Source organism: Methyloversatilis thermotolerans, from assembly GCF_000372885.1.
Taxonomy (GTDB): domain Bacteria; phylum Pseudomonadota; class Gammaproteobacteria; order Burkholderiales; family Rhodocyclaceae; genus Methyloversatilis; species Methyloversatilis thermotolerans.
Window position 1 is genome coordinate 3,908,060 of sequence record NZ_KB889967.1, and the last position, 15,704, is coordinate 3,923,763.

Genomic DNA, 15,704 nt, shown 5'->3' on the forward strand with positions numbered 1-15,704 from the left:
CACCCCGGCCCCGCTCGCGGTCAGGGTGTGCTCATGGGCAACTTCGGCTCCGCTCGCGGTCAGGGCGTGCTCATGTGCAACCCCGGCTCCGATGGCGGCTTGGGCGAGCTTTTGTGGGAGCGGCCTCTGGCCGCGATGCGGCGGATGCGGACCGCAGGCTTTGTTTGAAGCCGCATCGCGGGCAAGCCCGCTCCCACGACACCCCGGCTCCGCTCGCGGTCAGGATGTGCTCATGGGCAACTTCGGCCCCGCTCGCGGTCAGGGCGTGCTCATGTGCAACCCCGGCTCCGATGGCGGCTTGGGCGAGCTTTTGTGGGAGCGGCCTCTGGCCGCGATGGGGCGTGTGCGGGCCGCGGGCTTCGTTCCAGGCTGAATCGCGGGCAAGCCCGCTCCCACGACACCCCGGCTCCGCTCGCGGTCAGGGCGTGCTCATGGGCAACTTCGGCCCCGCTCGCGGTTCGGGTCCGTTCATGTGCGAGCGGTTTCCGGCCGCGATGCGGAGTCTGCGGTGGCGAGCATGTCGGGGATGCGCACGAACTTCTCGGCGGGCTTGTCGCGCTGGCGCCCGCGCTCGGACTCGGCCTGTTCGATGGCCTGCCAGCCGTCGGCGGAAACCACCTTGCACTGTCGCCGGGCGAGCAGGGCATGCAGGCCGTCGCGCCCGGAGCGTGCCCCTTGCAGGCAAGGCCGGTCGGCGAGCAGTGCGGCCACGGTGTCGGCACTGTCGGCGCGGTTGCTGCCGATGACGCCACTGGGGCCGCGCTTGATCCAGCCGCTCGCGTACCAGCCGGACAGCCACTGCCCGTCGTCGCCAATGATGCGGCCGTCGCGATGCGGCAGCGTACCGCGTGCATGGTCGAAGGGCAGACCCGGAAGGGTGGTGCCGCGGTAACCGACTGCGCGCAATACCAGACCGGCATCCAGCGTCGTGCGCTCGCCGGTGGGCCGTGCCTGCTGAGCCCCTGGCGTTCCTGTCAATGTCTGAACCGCCAGTTCCACCGAGCGCACGCGTTCGTTTCCGTACAGCGCGACCGGGGCGCGCAGGAAGTGCAGGTGGATGCGGCGTCCGTCCTGTACCGGACGCGCGGCAAAGTCGCGCAGGATATCCAGATTGCGTGCCACCTGGGCATTCGCGGGTTGCGCCAGTTCCTGTTCGCTGGCCGGGTTCAGTTGCAGGTCGGTCGCTTGCACCGCAACCTGCCAGTCCGGCAGTGTGCCCAGTTCGCGCAATTCCTTCGGCGTGCATTTCGCCTGTGCCGGACCGCGTCGGCCGATCAGGTGGATGTGGCGCAGCCGCGAGCGTGCAAGCGCGTCCAGTGCGTGGCCGGCGATGTCGGTGCGGCGCAGTCGTTCGATTGGCGAGGCCAGGATGCGGCACACGTCGATTGCCACATTGCCCTGGCCGATCACCACCGCGCTTTCGCAATCCAGATCGAAATCGAGATCGGCGCAGTCGGGCAGGCCGTTGTACCAGCCCACGAAATCGCGTGCCGCGTGCACGCCGGGCAGCGATTCGCCCGGAATGTCGAGCCGGCGGTCGCTGTCGGTGCCGGTCGCCACGACGACGGCGTGGTACAGCGCTCCGAGCTCGGGTACCGACACGTCGCGGCCGAGTGCGACATTGCCGAAGCAGCGCAGCCGCGCATCCTGCGCGATGCGCGCGAACACCGCAGACACCGACTTGAGCTTGAAGTGGTCCGGCGCCACGCCGAAGCGCACCAGACCGTAAGGTACCGGCAGCCTTTCCAGCAGGTCGATCTCCACCTCCAGTCCGCAGGCGAGCAGGGCTTCGGCGGCGTAGAAGCCCGCTGGCCCGGCACCGACGATGGCCACCTTCAGCGGATGGCCCGGCTGTCCGGCAACGCTCATGTCAGAAGCCCAGTTCCCGTCGCCGGGCGTCGGCACCCGGCAGCGGGGCCATACGCGAGCTGAGTACCGGATTGCGCTCGACCTCGCGCGCATTGATGTCCAGCCAGTGCCGCTCGGCTTCGGGCAGATCGAATTCCTCGACAATGGCGCCGACCGGACAGGCCGGTATGCAGGCGCTGCAATCGATGCACACCGCCGGGTTGATATAGACCCGCACCTCGTTGGCGTGGAAGCAGGACACCGGGCAGCTCGCCACACAGTCGGTGTAGCGGCAGCCGCGGCAGTTGCCGGTGACGACATGGGTCATGGATCACACCCTCTGCACGTCGACGCGGTTGTCGGAATAGGTGCCGGCCTGCCCCAGATTGCAATGCCGGGTCGAGGTGGTCGAGTTCACCGCGGTACCGCTGCGGTTCAGCCCCGGCCAGTGGCCGACATTGGTCATCATGAGCCCCGGTGCCACGTCCTCGCTCACCTCCGCGCGCGCTTCGAAGGCGCCGCGTTCGTTGAACACGCGCACATAGCTGCCGTGCTCGATGCTGCGCGGACCGGCGTCGACCGGATGGATGACGATGATCTGTTCGCCCTGGCGGCGCTGCTGCGTCGGCTCGTTCGCATACTGCGTGTTCAGGAAAGCGTGCGGCTTGGGTGATACCAGGCTGATCGGGAAGGCGCTGGCGCCTTCCGGCACTGTGGTTTCCGCTGGCGGAATGTAGTTCGGCACCGGGTCGACCGGCGTACCGGGCTGCATGGCCTCGTAACCGGAACGCCATACCGGCACCACGAAATTGCCGCCCCCGGCCAGGCTGGATGCGAACTCGCACTTGCCGGACGGGGTCTTGAAGTCGCCGGTCGCATGCGGCGCGCGTTCGCCCGGCAGGCCGACGTCGAGCCGCATCCACCCCTTGTCCTTCAGCGCCTCCAGCGTGATGCCTTTCATCTGCGGCGCATCCCAGTCATAGCTCCGGCGCAGCATTTCCCAGTCGTCGAGATCCCAGTGCTCGTCGCTGAAGCCCATGGTTTTCGCCAGCCGGCGGAACAGTTCGACATTGGGCACGCATTCTCCGGGCGGCGCGATGGCCGGCTGGTTCAGGTGCATGTAGAGATGGCCCCAGGTCACCATGATGTCGAGCTGTTCCGCCTGCATGGTCGCCGGCAGCAGGATGTCGGCGTATTTCGCGGTATCGGTGATGAACAGTTCGCTGCACACCATGAACAGGTCCTCGCGCAGCAGGCCTTCGACGATCGTGCTGGCGCCCGGCGCCTGCGACACCGGGTTGGAGTTGTAGACGAACAGTGACTTGATCGGCGGGTCGAGCGGCATTGCGCCGGTGAGCGCGGCGCCCAGATCAAGTTCGTTGATCACGCGGGTGCCCGGCGGAATCCAGTCCGGCCGGCACATGAAGTCGAACTTGAACGGGAATTCCCAGATCGGCATTTCTATGGTGCCGCCGCCGGGGTAGCGCCAGGCGCCGGTGAGCGCCGGCAGACAGGTGATGGCGCGCACCGCGTCGCCGCCGCCCGGACAGCGCTCGACCGCCACGCCCTGGCGGATCGCCGAGCGCTGGGTGCCGGCGTATTCGCGCGCCAGCGTCAGGATGTCCACCACCGGAATGCCGGTGATGTCCGATACGCGCTCGGGCGGAAATTCCGCGGCGCGTGCCTTGAGCTGGTCGAATCCCAGCGTGTACTTCTCGACATAGTCGTGGTCGTACAGGTTCTCGCTGATGATCACGTTCATCATGCCCAGCGCCAGCGCGGCATCGGTGCCTGGCTTGATGCGGATGTGCCAGTCGGCCTGCTTCGCGGTGCGGGTGCGCACCGGATCGATCACCACCACCTTGGCGCCCGCCGCCTTCGCCTTCAGCACGAAGGGCCAGCCGTGCAGATTGGTGTTGAGCATGTTCATGCCCCACACGATGATGTACTTCGACACCGCCAGACTTTCGACGTCCATGCCGCCGGTCGGCCCCACGGTCATGATCCAGGCGGTCGATGAACCGGATTCGCAGTAGGTTTTCTCGGCCACGGTCGAACCGAGGCGGTTGAAGAAGGCGTCGCCGGCGGTCAGCCCGTTCAGAGTGCCCTGATGGCCCAGGTAGGCGTGCGGCATGATGGCCTGCGTGCCGTACTGCGCGATGATGTCGGTCCACTTCGACTTGATGGTCGCCAGCGCCTCGTCCCACGTGATGCGCTCGAACATGCCCGAACCCTTGGGGCCGACCCGCTTCATCGGGTACAGCAGACGGTCCGGGTTGTAGTGGTGCTCGGCGAAGTTCTTCAGCTTCACGCACAGCCCGCCGCGCGTCATCGGGTGGTCCGGGTCGCCGGTCACCTCGACCAGCTTGCCATCCTCCACGTGGTACAGGAAGGCACAGGTATCGGGGCAATCCTGCGGGCAGGCGCCGCGCACGACGAGGGTTTCGCTCGAATGGGTGGACATGGCTTTCTCCCGGTAGAAGAGGTGACAAGAGGTGCGTGGGCGGGCCCTCTGCGGAGCCCGGTCCCGATGTCTGCCGGATGAAAGTTAGTCAGTGGCGGTGAGGGGAGACAGGGCCAGTCGGAGAAAAAAGGATGGTGCCAGCGGCGGGCATCCCCTGCCTTCAGTCGGCGGATGCCGTCGATCGCGAGAACGGATCGAAGACCTCGACGCCCAGCGCCTTGAAGTCGGCCACATTGCGCGACGCGACGGTCAGTCCGTTGGCCAGTGCAGTGGCTGCGATCATTGCGTCCTCGTAAAGTGTTTCGGACTTGCGGTGCATCAGCACAGCCCAGCGCCTGAACGCGGCGGCATCCATCGGCAACACGTTGTAGGCGCTGGCGACCTGATCCAGCCAGGCTTCGATCTCGGCCGCCTTGATCGCGTCCTGCTCACGCGTCAATTCGATTCCAGCCTGGATTTCTCCGACCGTGACGGCCGACAGGAAGAGGCGGGCGTCGTCGATGGACTGCAGCCAGGCTACGACGCCACCGTGCGGTCGTGGCCGGCGCAGTTCGGAAACGACGTTGGTATCAAGCAAGTACATCGTTACTTGAGCACGTCCACCGGCCGCCGCCGGGCACGCCCGCGCGGCGGCGCCAGCGAATCGGCGCGGGCATCGTCGGACAGCAGCAGTGCCTTCAGCGACGGGCGTGCTGCCGACTGCAGCCTGCGCCATTCCTGTATCGGCACCAGCACGGCTGCTTCGATGCCGCGGCGGGTCACCATCTGCGGCCCCTCGGACAGGCAGGCATCGAGAAATTCGCTGAAGCGGGCTTTTGCATCCTGAACAGGCCATGCATCCATAGTCACCTCGGACAGACTGGATTCCTGACTAGTTTTTCAGCGTGTGAGCGCGCTGTCAAACCGTTCTTCAGCATCCGGCTTCCGGTGCGGACGAACTGACAGGTTCGAAACCGAAACATGTGCTCAGTGCGAGGACAGGGAGAGCGCCTGCGCCAGCCCCTCGATCCCGCGCTCGATCTTTTCCTCCGCCAGGTGCCCGTAGCCCAGCATCAGGCAGCGTTCGTGCCCCGGCAGCCCTTCGTGGAACCACACCGGGCTGTCGGACAGCGGATAGACGCCGGTGCCGAAGCTGCGTGCGGCGGCCTGTACCTCGACCGCCGGCGGACAGGATTCGGGCAGGCGCAGCAGGACATGCTGGCCGGCGTCCGCGCCCTGGACGCGCACTTCCGGCAGACGCGTGCGCAGCGCGCCGACCAGTGCATCGCGACGCGCTTCGTGGGCGGTGCGCAGGCGGCGCAGGTGGGTGTCGTAGCTGCCATCGCGGATGAACTGCGCCAGCGTGGCCTGTTCCAGCCAGGGCAGGCCGTTGTCCATCAGCGACTTGATGGTCACCGCGGTGCGCACCAGGTCGCGCGGCAGCAGCATGTAGCCGATGCGCAGGCCGGGGCCGAGCGTGCGCGTGAATGAATTGATGTAGATGACGCAGCCGTTGCGGTCCAGCGACTGCAGCGTGGGCAGCGGCGCGCCATCGTAACGGTAGTCGGCGTCGTAATCGACTTCCAGGATGTAGGCACCGTTGCGCGCCGCCCACTCGAGCAGCGCAAGCCGCCGGTGCAGCGGCATCGTGACGCCGGTCGGAAACTGGTGCGACGGCGTGACATACACCAGCTTCACGCGCCGTTGCGGCAACTGGCGCACGTCCACGCCATGCGCGTCGACGGCCACCGGAATCACCTGCGCGCCGTAGCTTTCGAACAGGAAGGCGGCACCCCGGTAGGTCGGCGCCTCGATCACCACCGGCGTGCGGGTGCCGACGAACAGATGGGCGACCAGGTCTATACCCTGCTGGAAGCCGGCCACCATGAGGATCTGTTCCGCGGACGCCACCATGCCGCGCGAGGTCGCGAGCTGGTTCACGATGAGCTGGCGCAGTTCGGGCAGACCCGCCGGGTGGCCGTACTCGCTCATGCGCTTGGCGGCGCCGCCGAGGCATTCGACGATGCGCTTGCGCCAGAGGCGCTCGGGAAAGCTGTGCGGATCGGTGCGGCCGAACACGAAGTCGACCTCCAGTTCCTGCCGCACCGGCCGGTGCAGGCCGGTCAGGCCGCGTCCGCCATAGGGCAGCGGCAGGTTGAGCGCGCGGTGCGCAGATCCGCTGCGCATGTCGTCGCTGCCTTCGGGTGAGCGGATCAGCGTGTCCGGCAAGGTCCGCGCGACGAAGGTGCCGACTGCGCGCTCGGTGTAGAGATAGCCCTGCGCGATCAGTTCGTCATAGGCGGCGGTGACCGTGTTGCGCGATACGCCAAGCTGCCGGCCCAGATCGCGGCTGGCAGGTACCGGCGCGCCGGGCGCCAGCCGATGCTGTTCTATCAGCGTGCGTATGGCAGCGACGATCTGGGCCTGCAGCGTGGTTCCGCACGAGGCGTCAAGGCAAATCGGCAACGGCACGGTGGCATCACCGGAAGGGGCAGGATGGGCGATAAGTTAACGCCATCGCGGATGCGCGACAAATGCGCACGCAGCGACGAGCGCTGTTCAGCCTGGTCCGTCGGTGGCCGCGGGCGCGTTCCAGCCGCCGCCCAGGGCACGGAAACAGGCCACTGCCGCGCGCGCCGCGCCGGATTGTGCATCCAGCCTCGCCTGGCGGGCGCGCAGCAGCCGGCTGTCGGCATCCAGCACCTCGATCAGGCTGACCGTGCCACTGCGCCAGGCCGCCTCCGCCGCCGCACGGGCGCGTGCCTGGGCGGATTCCGCATCCTCCAGCCGCTGCGCCTGTTGCTCGCGGTTGAGCAGCGCACTCAGCGCGTTCTCCACTTCCTCGGTCGCGCGCAGCGCGGCCAGGCGATAGGCGGCCAGCGCTTCCGCCCGCTGGCCTTGCGCCTGCGCCACCGCGGCATCCACCCGCCCGAAATCGAACAGCCGCCAGCGCAGGCCGGTGCCGAGCTGGTACTGCTGCGCGCCCGAACTGATGAGGCCGCCGCCTCCTGCGGTTGCAAATCCGAACAGCGCGGACAGCGAAAGCTGCGGATAGTAGTCGGCGGTGGCTACACCGATGCGCGCATTGGCGGCGGCGACCCGGCGTTCCGCTGCGAACAGGTCGGGCCGTCGCCGCAGCAGGCTGGCCGGTCCGCCCGCCGTATCGACGGCCGGCGCTGCGGGAATGTCCGCCGGCGCGGACAGGCTGTCGCGCCAGGTGCCGGGCTGCGCGCCGAGCAGGATGTCCAGTCCGTTCAGGGCTGCATCGAGCGCTGCGTCGAGGGCCGGGCGCTCGGCTTCGACGGAGGCCAGCGCGGCTTCCGACTGATCCTTCTGCAGGTCGGCCACCAGACCGCGCGCGTTCAGCAGGGTTACCAGCTCGAGCAGTCGCCGCTGCGTCTCGATCTGCCGGTCGAGCACGCTGCGCTGCGCCTGCAGGGTGCGGATGGCGATGTAGCTGTCAGCGACGTGCGCCGAAATCGCGATACGCACGGCGTCGGTGGCGGCGGCGGCGGCCTGCAGTTCCGCCGCGGATGCTTCGGCGCCGCGGCGCAATCCGCCGAACAGGTCCAGTTCCCAGCTTGCGCCGGCATTCAGTGCGTACGAGTCCGTCGTGCGGTCATAACCCGGAAAGTTCGAAGCCAGGCGGCCGAAGGGTGCCTGCAGCGACTGTTTGCCGATGTTGGCCTCGCCACTGATCTGGCTGGCGGGCAGCCGTTTCGCGGTCGCATAGGCCGCGGCCGCGCGGGCCTGGTCCAGCCGCGCAGCGGCTGCGGCGAGGTCGAGGTTCTGTCGCTGCGCTTCGGCAATCAGGTGGTCCAGCACGGGATCGCCGAACGCGGCCCACCAGCGGTCGTCGTCGTCGCCACGGCGGCTGTCTGCCAGGCGCGAGGCCAGTGCCGCGTCGCCGACAAAGCGTTCGCCGCCGAGCGGCGCATCGGGCTGCACGAAGTCGGGGCCGACCGTGCATGCGGTCAATGGCACCGCCAGCAGGATGCCGATCAGGCTGGGACGGGATGCCATGGCATTGCCGGGTGGATGAAAGAAGTTACGATTCTAGGCATGCGTTACTCGTTGTCAACGGTCGCCTGAACTTGTAACCTCGAACCATGAGCGCATCCACCTCGACGCCGGACCTGCTGCCCAGCGGTCAGCGCGGTCCGGCCGAACATGAGCGCCGCGAACAGATCATTGCCGCGGCCGACCAGCATTTCCGCCACTACGGCTACCAGAAGACCACGGTGGCCGATCTGGCGCGCGCCATCGGCGTATCCAGCGCCTATGTCTACCGCTTCTTCGAATCCAAGCAGGCGATCGGCGAGGCGGTCTGTTCGCTTACGCTGCAGGGGCTGCGCGAGCGGCTGATGGCGGTCGCCCGCGAGGAGACCACGGCGTCCGACCGTCTGCGCCGCTTCTACAAGGTGCTGTACGAACAGGGTTTCGAGCTGTTCTTCAACGAGCGGCGCCTGCACGACATCGTGGTGGCGGCAGTGGGCGAACGGTGGTCCTCGGTCGTGCGTCACAAGGCGGCGATCGCCGAGGCGCTGCAGATCATCGTGACCGAGGGCCGCGAGCGCGGCGAGTTCGAACGCAAGACGCCGCTGGACGAGGTGTGCCGCGCCATCTTCGTCACGCTGGCGCCGTTCTCGCACCCGGTTCTGCTGGAGCAGAATCCGCGCGAGCAGGTGGCTGACAACGCCACCGCGGTATGCAATCTGGTGCTGCGCAGCCTCGCGCCCTGACACCGGGTATTTTCCGTGCGATGTTTTCAGGTTACTTATTGACTTATTCGTAACTCGTAACCAAACTGCGGTGACTTCATTGGAGTGTCCGATGTCACCCCACCGTTCCGCATCGCCTGTCTGCATGCTGTTTCTGTCCAGTTGCGTGGCATTGTTGAGCACGGCCTGCTCGGCGCCTAAGGAGGATGATCCGCGCATCCGCCCGCCGCGAGTGGCGGTCATCACCGCGCAGGCCGCCGCCGACGGACCGCATCGCTACAGCGGCGTCATCGCAGCGCGTGTACAGGGCGATCTGTCCTTCCGTGTCACCGGCAAGGTGATCGAACGGCTGGTCGATACCGGTCAGGCGGTGCGGCGCGGCCAGGCGCTGATGAAGCTGGATGCGGCCGACCTCTCGCTCGCCCGCCAGGCTCAGGCCGCGGCGGTGGCTGCGGCGCGTGCCCGCGCGGTCCAGGCGCGCGCCGATCTGGCGCGTCTCGACGGACTGGTCGAGCAGGGCGCGATTTCGGCGCAGGCGCGCGATCTGGCGGTGGCCGCAGCGGACAGTGCACAGGCCACGCTGGAAGCGGCCGAAGCGCAGTGGCAGGTGAGCCGGAATGCCGCCGACTATGCGGTGCTGGTGGCCGATGCGGATGGCGTGGTGGTCGATACGCTGGCTGAACCGGGACAGGTGGTGCGCGCAGGCGAACCGGTTCTGAGGCTCGCCCATGCCGGTCGCCGCGAAGTACTGGTACATCTGCCGGAAAACGTCCGGCCGCCGGTGGGCACGAAGGCCGAGGTGGAACTGCCGGGACGTGAACCGGCGCGGCGCGTGGCGACGCTGCGCCTGCTGTCCGATGCGGCCGATGCGCGCAGCCGCACCTTCGAGGCGCGCTTCGTGCTCGACGGCGAGGCCGCCGCGCGCATTCCGCTCGGCAGCACGGTCACCCTCACTCTGCCGGTGGACGGCACACCACAGGTGCGGGTGCCGCTGTCCGCATTGCATGACGCGGGACAGGGCCCCGGCGTCTGGCTGCCGGATGCGCAAGGCGCGGTACATTTCCGTCCGGTCACCGTGCTTGCGCTGGGCGCGGAGCTGGCCACGCTCGGCGCCGGCCTGCAGCCGGGCGAGCGCATCGTCGCCATGGGTGCGCACCGGCTGCACGAAGGCATGACGGTGCGCGTCGATGCCGCGCCCGCCATGACCGGAGCGGCGCGGTGAGCGGCTTCAATCTGTCGGCGCTGGCGGTGCGCGAGCGCGCACTCACGCTGTTCCTCATCATCGCGGTCGCGGTGTCGGGCTTGTATGCCTTTTTCCGTCTCGGTCGCGCCGAAGACCCGGCGTTCGCGATCAAGGTGATGACGCTGGCCGCCGCCTGGCCAGGCGCCACCGCGAAGGAAATGCAGGATCTGGTGGCCGAGCCGCTGGAGAAGCGCCTGCAGGAGCTGAAGTGGTTCGACCGCGTGGAAACCTTTACGCGACCCGGCCTCATGTTCTCGACGCTCACGCTGAAGGATTCCACGCCGCCTGCCGAGGTGCCGGAGCAGTTCTACCAGGCGCGCAAGAAAATGGGTGACGAGCTGCGCAAGCTGCCGGCCGGTGTGCTCGGCCCGTACATGAATGACGAATACTCCGACGTCAATTTCATGCTGTACGCGCTGAAGGCCAAGGATGTGCCGCAGCGTCTGCTGGTGCGCGAGGCCGAGCAGTTGCGCGAGCGCCTGCTGGCGGTGCCCGGTGTGAACAAGGTGAACATCATCGGCGAGCGGCCGCAGCGGGTGTTCGTCGATTTCGACCAGGCCAGGCTGGCGACGCTGGGCGTGGACGTGCGCGACATCTTCGAATCGCTGGTCCGGCAGAACGCGCTGACGCCGGCCGGCTCGGTGGGTGCCGACGGTCCGCGTGTCCACCTGCGGCTCGAGGGGGCTTATCGAGACGTCGATGCGCTGGCCGACACGCCGGTGCGCGCTGGCGGGCGCCTGCTGCGCCTGGGCGATATCGCAGAGGTGAAGCGCAGCTACGAAGATCCCGCCAGCTTCCTGATCCGCCATAACGGCGAACCGGCCCTGCTGATCGGCGTGGTGATGAAACAGGGCTGGAACGGTCTGGAACTCGGACGCGCGCTGGCACGCGAGTTCGATACCTTGCGCGACGAATTGCCGCTCGGGCTGTCGCTCGAGCAGGTGACCGACCAATCGGTCAACATTTCGCAGGCGATCGACGAATTCATGCTCAAGTTCGTGGTTGCGCTGGCGGTGGTGATGGGGGTGAGCTTCGTCGCGCTGGGCTGGCGCGAGGGCATCGTGGTGGCGCTGGCGGTGCCGCTCACGCTGTCGGCGGTGTTCATCATCATGCTGGCCACCCATCGCGAATTCGACCGCATATCGCTGGGTGCGCTCATCCTGTCACTCGGGCTGCTGGTGGACGACGCCATCATCGCCATCGAAATGATGGTGGTGAAGATGGAAGAGGGTTTCGATCGCGTGAAGGCGGCGGCCTGGGCGTGGACCGTGACCGCGGCGCCCATGCTGTCCGGTACGTTGGTGACCGTGATCGGACTGATGCCGGTGGGTTTTGCCGCATCGAGCGCAGGCGAGTACGCCGGCAACATTTTCTGGATTGTCGCCTTTTCGCTGATCGCGTCCTGGTTCGTGGCGGTGGTGTTCACGCCCTGGCTGGGCGTGCATCTGCTGCCGGCCATACCGCCGGTGAGCGGCGGCGCAGCGGCCTTGTACGACACGCCCCGCTACCGCAGGTTGCGGGCGCTGATCACCCGCTGTGTCCGTCATCGCGGTGTGGTGGCGCTTCTTGTGCTGCTCGCCTTCATTGCTTCCGTTCTGGGCATGTCGGTCGTGAAGAAGCAGTTCTTCCCGGTGTCGGAGCGGCCGGAACTCATCGTCGAGCTGCGCATGCCGCCCGGTTCCGATATCGCGGTGACCGACCGCGCGGTGGCGCTGGTCGAAGACTGGCTGAAGCAGCAGCCCGAGGCGCGCGAGGTCACTGCCTACATCGGTCAGGGTGCGCCGCGCTTCTTCTTCTCGCTGTCGCAGGAATTGCCCAATCCGGCGTTCGCGAAAATCATCGTGCTCACCCCCGGACCGCAGCAGCGCGAGGCGCTCAAGCGGCGTCTGCGCGAGCGCATCGCCGACGGACTGGCGCCGCAGGCGCACGTCCGGGTGACGCAGCTTCTGTTCGGTCCGCCGGTGCTGTTTCCGATCAACTGGCGCATCAGCGGCCCGGATCCGCTCGTGCTGCGCGACATCGGACACCGCGTGGAGGACGTGCTGCGAGCGCATCCGGATGTGCGCGATGTGAATCACGACTGGGGCGGACGCAGCGAGGTTCTGCGCGTGCGGCTCGACCAGGGTCGCCTGCGGCAGATCGGTCTCACCCCCGCGGAGGCGGCGCAGCAACTGCAGTTCCTGCTCGAAGGCGTGCCATTGACCGAAATGCGCGAGGATCTGCGTGCGGTGACGGTGACTGCGCGCAGTACCGGCTGGGACCGTCACGATCCGTCGGCGATCGCCGCGCTGTCGCTGGTGACGTCGGACGGACGGCGCATTCCGCTGGAACAGCTCGGCGAAGTGGTGAGCGAGGCGGAAGAGCCGATACTGCATCGTCGCAACCGGCACCCTACGCTGCAGGTGCGGGCGGACATCGCCGACCACCGCCAGCCCAACGATGTGTCGGTCGAGATCGACCATGCGCTGGCCGATCTGCGTGCCGGCCTGCCGCCGGGCTACCGCATCGACACCGCCGGTGCGATCGAGGAGAGCACGCACGCGAACCAGGCGCTGGCGGCGGTGTTTCCACTCATGCTGCTGCTCATGCTGACGGTGATCATGCTGCAGGTGCGCTCGTTCGCAATGATGGGCATGGTATTCATGACCGCGCCGCTGGGCCTGGTCGGCGCGGTGCCCATCCTGCTGCTGGCCGACCAGCCCTTCGGCTTCAACGCGATACTGGGGCTGATCGGTCTGGCCGGCATCCTGATGCGCAACACGCTGATCCTGGTCGGCCAGATCGAAGCCAATCTCGCCGCCGGCATGGATCGCCATCACGCGGTGATCGAAGCCACGGTGCAGCGTGCCCGTCCGGTGCTGCTCACCTCGATCGCGGCGGTGCTCGCCTTCATCCCGCTCACCTTCTCCTCCTTCTGGGGCGCACTGGCCTATACGCTGATCGGCGGTACCGCGGTGGGTACCGTGCTCACCCTGCTGTTCCTGCCAGCGCTGTACGCGCTTTGCTTCCGCATACGTCCGCCGATGGCCGGCGATGCGCCAGTTTCTTCCGCAGCACCCTCCACAACGATATGACTACTGTGCACAACGCGGGCCGCTGGGCCCTGATCACCGGCGCCTCCGGCGGACTGGGTGTCGAATTTGCACGCCTGCTTGCGCCGGCCGGCATGAATCTGGTGCTGGTCGCGCGGCAGCGCGAGCCGATGCAGGCGCTGGCCGACGAGCTGTCCGCACGTCACGGGGTGAAGGTGCATGTGGTCGTGATGGACCTGTCGGAACAGGGGGCGGCACAGGCCTTGAAACAGCAGGCAGACGCGCTGGGCGTGCGCGTGCATACGCTCATCAACAATGCGGGATCCGGTGTGCACGGGCGTTTCGTGACTGCCGAACCGCAGCGCCTGTCGCGCATGCTGCAGCTCAATGTGGCCAGTCTGTCCGAACTGACCCGGTTGTATGCCGAGGATATGGCGGGATCCGGCGGCGGGCGCATCCTTCTCGTGGCCAGCCTGCTCGGCTTCATGGCGGCGCCCGAATACGCGGCGTATGCAGCCAGCAAGGCATTCGTGCTGCAGTTCGGCGAAGCGCTGCACGACGAACTGGCAGCCAGTGGCGTACATGTCACCGTGCTGGCGCCGGGACTGACGGATACCGGCTTCACCTCCGCCGCCGGGCACCGGGTGTCGGCCACGCTCAGGCTTACGCTGATGAAGCCGCGGCCGGTGGCCGAAGCAGGACTGAATGGACTGGATGCCAATCGCGCGCTGGTCGTGCCGGGCCTGTTCAACAAGCTGTCGGTGTTTGCGGCCCGGCTCACCCCGCGCGCCATGCAGCGTCGCATCATGGAGGCCTTGCTCGCCTGAAGGCGCCGCTAGCCTGCCCGGCGGAAGGTGAGGTTGATGCGGCAGTCGCCGGTGAGCGGATGCGTGGCGGCGAGCAGCGGCAGTACACCGTGGAAGTTGAGCCGCGACGGACCGCCCCAGACCACCACATCGCCATGCGTGAGCCGCAGTCGCGCGATGCGGTCGCTGCGGCGGGCGCCGCCGAACACGAACACGGCCGGGATGCCGAGCGACACCGACACGATGGGCCAGGCATGGCTGCGTTCGTGCCGGTCCTGGTGCAGCGTGAGCCGTGCGCCCGGCGCATAGCGGTTGATCAGGCAGGTATCGGGCTCGAAACGAGGATAGCCGGCGGCCTCGGCCGCTGCCGCGGCGAGCGATCGCAGTGCTGTCGGCATGTCGGGCCATGGGCGGCTGTTCAGGGGATCCAGCGCTGTGTAGCGATAGCCGTTGTCGTCGGAATGCCAGCCCAGGCTGCCACAACTGGTCGTCGCCACCGACATCGCATGTCCGCCGGGCGTCACCAGGTGGCGGAACGGACTCAGGGCTGACACCGCCGCCACGCCACGCAGCACATCTGCGGCGCAGGTACGGGCATGTCCGCGCAGCAGCACCGCGCCCGGCGCCAGCGGCTGCGCGCCCGCTTCGCGTTCCTGCGCGTCGAACAGATCCACGCCCCGCCTCAGTCCTGTCCGGTCCCGGCGTCCCCGGCGGGCGCCTCGCGCTCGATCAGCGCCTGCTTGCGCGCCACGCCCCAGCGATAGCCGGCCAGTCCGCCATCGCTGCGTACGACGCGGTGGCAGGGCACCGCGACCGCCAGTTCGTTGGCTGCGCAGGCGGCCGCGACCGCGCGTACGGCGCGCGGGGCGCCGATGCGTTCGGCCAGTTCGCGGTAGCTGAGTGTGCATCCGGGCGGGATGGCCTGCAGCGCGATCCATACGCGGCGCTGGAAGGCGGTGCCACGCAGGTCCAGCGGCAGGTCGTGGCCCATGCCCGGTGCTTCCACCAGTGCAATGACGCGTGCCACCAGGTGATCGAAGCCGGAGTCGCCGGCGATCAGGCGCGCCCGCGCGAAACGTTGCTGGAGAGCGGAGGCCAGCGCATCGGGATCGTCGCCGAGCGCGATCGCGCAGATGCCGCGTTCACCTGCCGCCACCAGCAGGGCACCCAGCGAAGTGCCGGCAATCGCGAAGCGGACGTCGCTGCCCTCTCCGCCGGCCCGGTAGCGCGACGGCGTCATGCCCAGATCGTTGCCTTCGTACAGACGGCTGCTTGAGCCATAGCCGGCGTCGTGCATCGCGTCGGTCACGCTTGCGCCCGCGGCCAGCGCGCTGCGCAGCTTTTCCGCGCGCCGGGCGCGCGCCCAGGCGTGTGGCGTCAGTCCGGTCTGGGCGACGAACAGACGGTGCAGATGGAAGCGGCTCATGCCGGCGTGGGCCGCCAGCGCCGCGAGCGAGGGCGGCGACTCGGCGGCGTCGATGAGCCGGCACAGCCGGGCCACCAGCGCGGCAGCACGGGCAGCGGGAGGGTGCGGGGGCATGAGTGCGTGGGCGGGAAGACGATGACCGGAATGCTGCCGCATCCGGCTGCGATGCGCACTCCGATTGTTGC

The 15,704-nt window shown here is 68.0% G+C and carries 13 protein-coding genes; 4 read left to right on the forward strand and 9 right to left on the reverse strand.

Annotated elements, in window-relative coordinates; translation table 11 throughout:
- Positions 1 to 468: 468 nt before the first annotated feature.
- The 7 genes from A3Q7_RS0117860 to A3Q7_RS0117890 all read right to left on the reverse strand — a co-directional run bounded on the left by A3Q7_RS0117860 (position 469) and on the right by A3Q7_RS0117890 (position 8,314).
- Positions 469 to 1,869 carry an FAD-dependent oxidoreductase gene (locus A3Q7_RS0117860; RefSeq protein ID WP_018413283.1) on the reverse strand — a complete coding sequence of 467 codons (1,401 nt, stop codon included), beginning with the start codon at positions 1,867 to 1,869 and terminating at the stop codon, positions 469 to 471.
- Between the two features lies 1 nt (position 1,870).
- A complete protein-coding gene (locus A3Q7_RS0117865; RefSeq protein WP_018413284.1) occupies positions 1,871 to 2,176 on the reverse strand; it encodes an indolepyruvate ferredoxin oxidoreductase subunit alpha in 306 nt (101 codons plus the stop codon).
- Positions 2,177 to 2,179: 3 nt separating this feature from the next.
- Entirely contained in the window at positions 2,180 to 4,312 is a 2,133-nt protein-coding gene (locus A3Q7_RS0117870) for a molybdopterin-containing oxidoreductase family protein (RefSeq protein ID WP_018413285.1), read from the reverse strand.
- Positions 4,313 to 4,472: 160 nt separating this feature from the next.
- Positions 4,473 to 4,895, reverse strand: a complete 423-nt coding sequence (locus A3Q7_RS0117875) for a type II toxin-antitoxin system VapC family toxin (RefSeq protein WP_018413286.1) — start codon at positions 4,893 to 4,895, stop codon at positions 4,473 to 4,475.
- 2 nt (positions 4,896 to 4,897) lie between these two features.
- Positions 4,898 to 5,155, reverse strand: a complete 258-nt coding sequence (locus A3Q7_RS0117880; protein ID WP_018413287.1) for a type II toxin-antitoxin system Phd/YefM family antitoxin — start codon at positions 5,153 to 5,155, stop codon at positions 4,898 to 4,900.
- Between the two features lie 123 nt (positions 5,156 to 5,278).
- Entirely contained in the window at positions 5,279 to 6,763 is a 1,485-nt protein-coding gene (pdxR, locus tag A3Q7_RS0117885; protein WP_040570712.1) for a MocR-like pyridoxine biosynthesis transcription factor PdxR, read from the reverse strand.
- 87 nt (positions 6,764 to 6,850) lie between these two features.
- Positions 6,851 to 8,314 (reverse strand): efflux transporter outer membrane subunit, encoded by a 1,464-nt coding sequence (locus A3Q7_RS0117890; RefSeq protein ID WP_018413289.1) that lies wholly within the window; start codon positions 8,312 to 8,314, stop codon positions 6,851 to 6,853.
- 86 nt (positions 8,315 to 8,400) lie between these two features.
- On the opposite strand from A3Q7_RS0117890, the gene A3Q7_RS0117895 reads away from it, so the two are divergent.
- The 4 genes from A3Q7_RS0117895 (at position 8,401) to A3Q7_RS0117910 (ending at position 14,114) form a co-directional block, all read left to right on the forward strand.
- The gene (locus tag A3Q7_RS0117895) at positions 8,401 to 9,033 is read left to right on the forward strand and encodes a TetR/AcrR family transcriptional regulator (protein WP_018413290.1); all 633 of its coding nucleotides are present in this window, start codon (positions 8,401 to 8,403) and stop codon (positions 9,031 to 9,033) included.
- Positions 9,034 to 9,124: 91 nt separating this feature from the next.
- Entirely contained in the window at positions 9,125 to 10,234 is a 1,110-nt protein-coding gene (locus tag A3Q7_RS0117900; RefSeq protein ID WP_026224992.1) for an efflux RND transporter periplasmic adaptor subunit, read from the forward strand.
- Complete coding sequence (locus A3Q7_RS0117905; RefSeq protein WP_018413292.1) at positions 10,231 to 13,329, forward strand: efflux RND transporter permease subunit; 3,099 nt, start codon at positions 10,231 to 10,233, stop codon at positions 13,327 to 13,329. Before A3Q7_RS0117900 ends, A3Q7_RS0117905 begins: the two co-directional genes overlap by 4 nt.
- A complete protein-coding gene (locus tag A3Q7_RS0117910; RefSeq protein WP_018413293.1) occupies positions 13,326 to 14,114 on the forward strand; it encodes an SDR family NAD(P)-dependent oxidoreductase in 789 nt (262 codons plus the stop codon). The genes A3Q7_RS0117905 and A3Q7_RS0117910 overlap by 4 nt, the downstream gene beginning before the upstream one ends.
- 8 nt (positions 14,115 to 14,122) lie before the next feature.
- Here the strand turns inward: A3Q7_RS0117910 and alkB are convergent, their stop codons facing one another.
- Both alkB and A3Q7_RS20125 read right to left on the reverse strand, forming a co-directional pair.
- Positions 14,123 to 14,767 (reverse strand): DNA oxidative demethylase AlkB, encoded by a 645-nt coding sequence (alkB, locus tag A3Q7_RS0117915; RefSeq protein WP_018413294.1) that lies wholly within the window; start codon positions 14,765 to 14,767, stop codon positions 14,123 to 14,125.
- Between the two features lie 8 nt (positions 14,768 to 14,775).
- Positions 14,776 to 15,633 (reverse strand): methylated-DNA--[protein]-cysteine S-methyltransferase, encoded by an 858-nt coding sequence (locus A3Q7_RS20125; protein ID WP_018413295.1) that lies wholly within the window; start codon positions 15,631 to 15,633, stop codon positions 14,776 to 14,778.
- Between the last annotated feature and the right edge of the window lie 71 nt (positions 15,634 to 15,704).

What these genes read in the sequence shown, in the direction of transcription:
- A3Q7_RS0117860 (WP_018413283.1), bottom strand. Translation starts at nt 1,869, where the DNA reads ATGAGCGTTGCCGGACAGCCGGGCCATCCGCTGAAGGTGGCCATCGTC.
- A3Q7_RS0117865 (WP_018413284.1), bottom strand. Translation starts at nt 2,176, where the DNA reads ATGACCCATGTCGTCACCGGCAACTGCCGCGGCTGCCGCTACACCGAC.
- A3Q7_RS0117870 (WP_018413285.1), bottom strand. Translation starts at nt 4,312, where the DNA reads ATGTCCACCCATTCGAGCGAAACCCTCGTCGTGCGCGGCGCCTGCCCG.
- A3Q7_RS0117875 (WP_018413286.1), bottom strand. Translation starts at nt 4,895, where the DNA reads ATGTACTTGCTTGATACCAACGTCGTTTCCGAACTGCGCCGGCCACGA.
- A3Q7_RS0117880 (WP_018413287.1), bottom strand. Translation starts at nt 5,155, where the DNA reads ATGGATGCATGGCCTGTTCAGGATGCAAAAGCCCGCTTCAGCGAATTT.
- A3Q7_RS0117890 (WP_018413289.1), bottom strand. Translation starts at nt 8,314, where the DNA reads ATGGCATCCCGTCCCAGCCTGATCGGCATCCTGCTGGCGGTGCCATTG.
- A3Q7_RS0117895 (WP_018413290.1), top strand. Translation starts at nt 8,401, where the DNA reads ATGAGCGCATCCACCTCGACGCCGGACCTGCTGCCCAGCGGTCAGCGC.
- A3Q7_RS0117900 (WP_026224992.1), top strand. Translation starts at nt 9,125, where the DNA reads ATGTCACCCCACCGTTCCGCATCGCCTGTCTGCATGCTGTTTCTGTCC.
- A3Q7_RS0117910 (WP_018413293.1), top strand. Translation starts at nt 13,326, where the DNA reads ATGACTACTGTGCACAACGCGGGCCGCTGGGCCCTGATCACCGGCGCC.
- A3Q7_RS20125 (WP_018413295.1), bottom strand. Translation starts at nt 15,633, where the DNA reads ATGCCCCCGCACCCTCCCGCTGCCCGTGCTGCCGCGCTGGTGGCCCGG.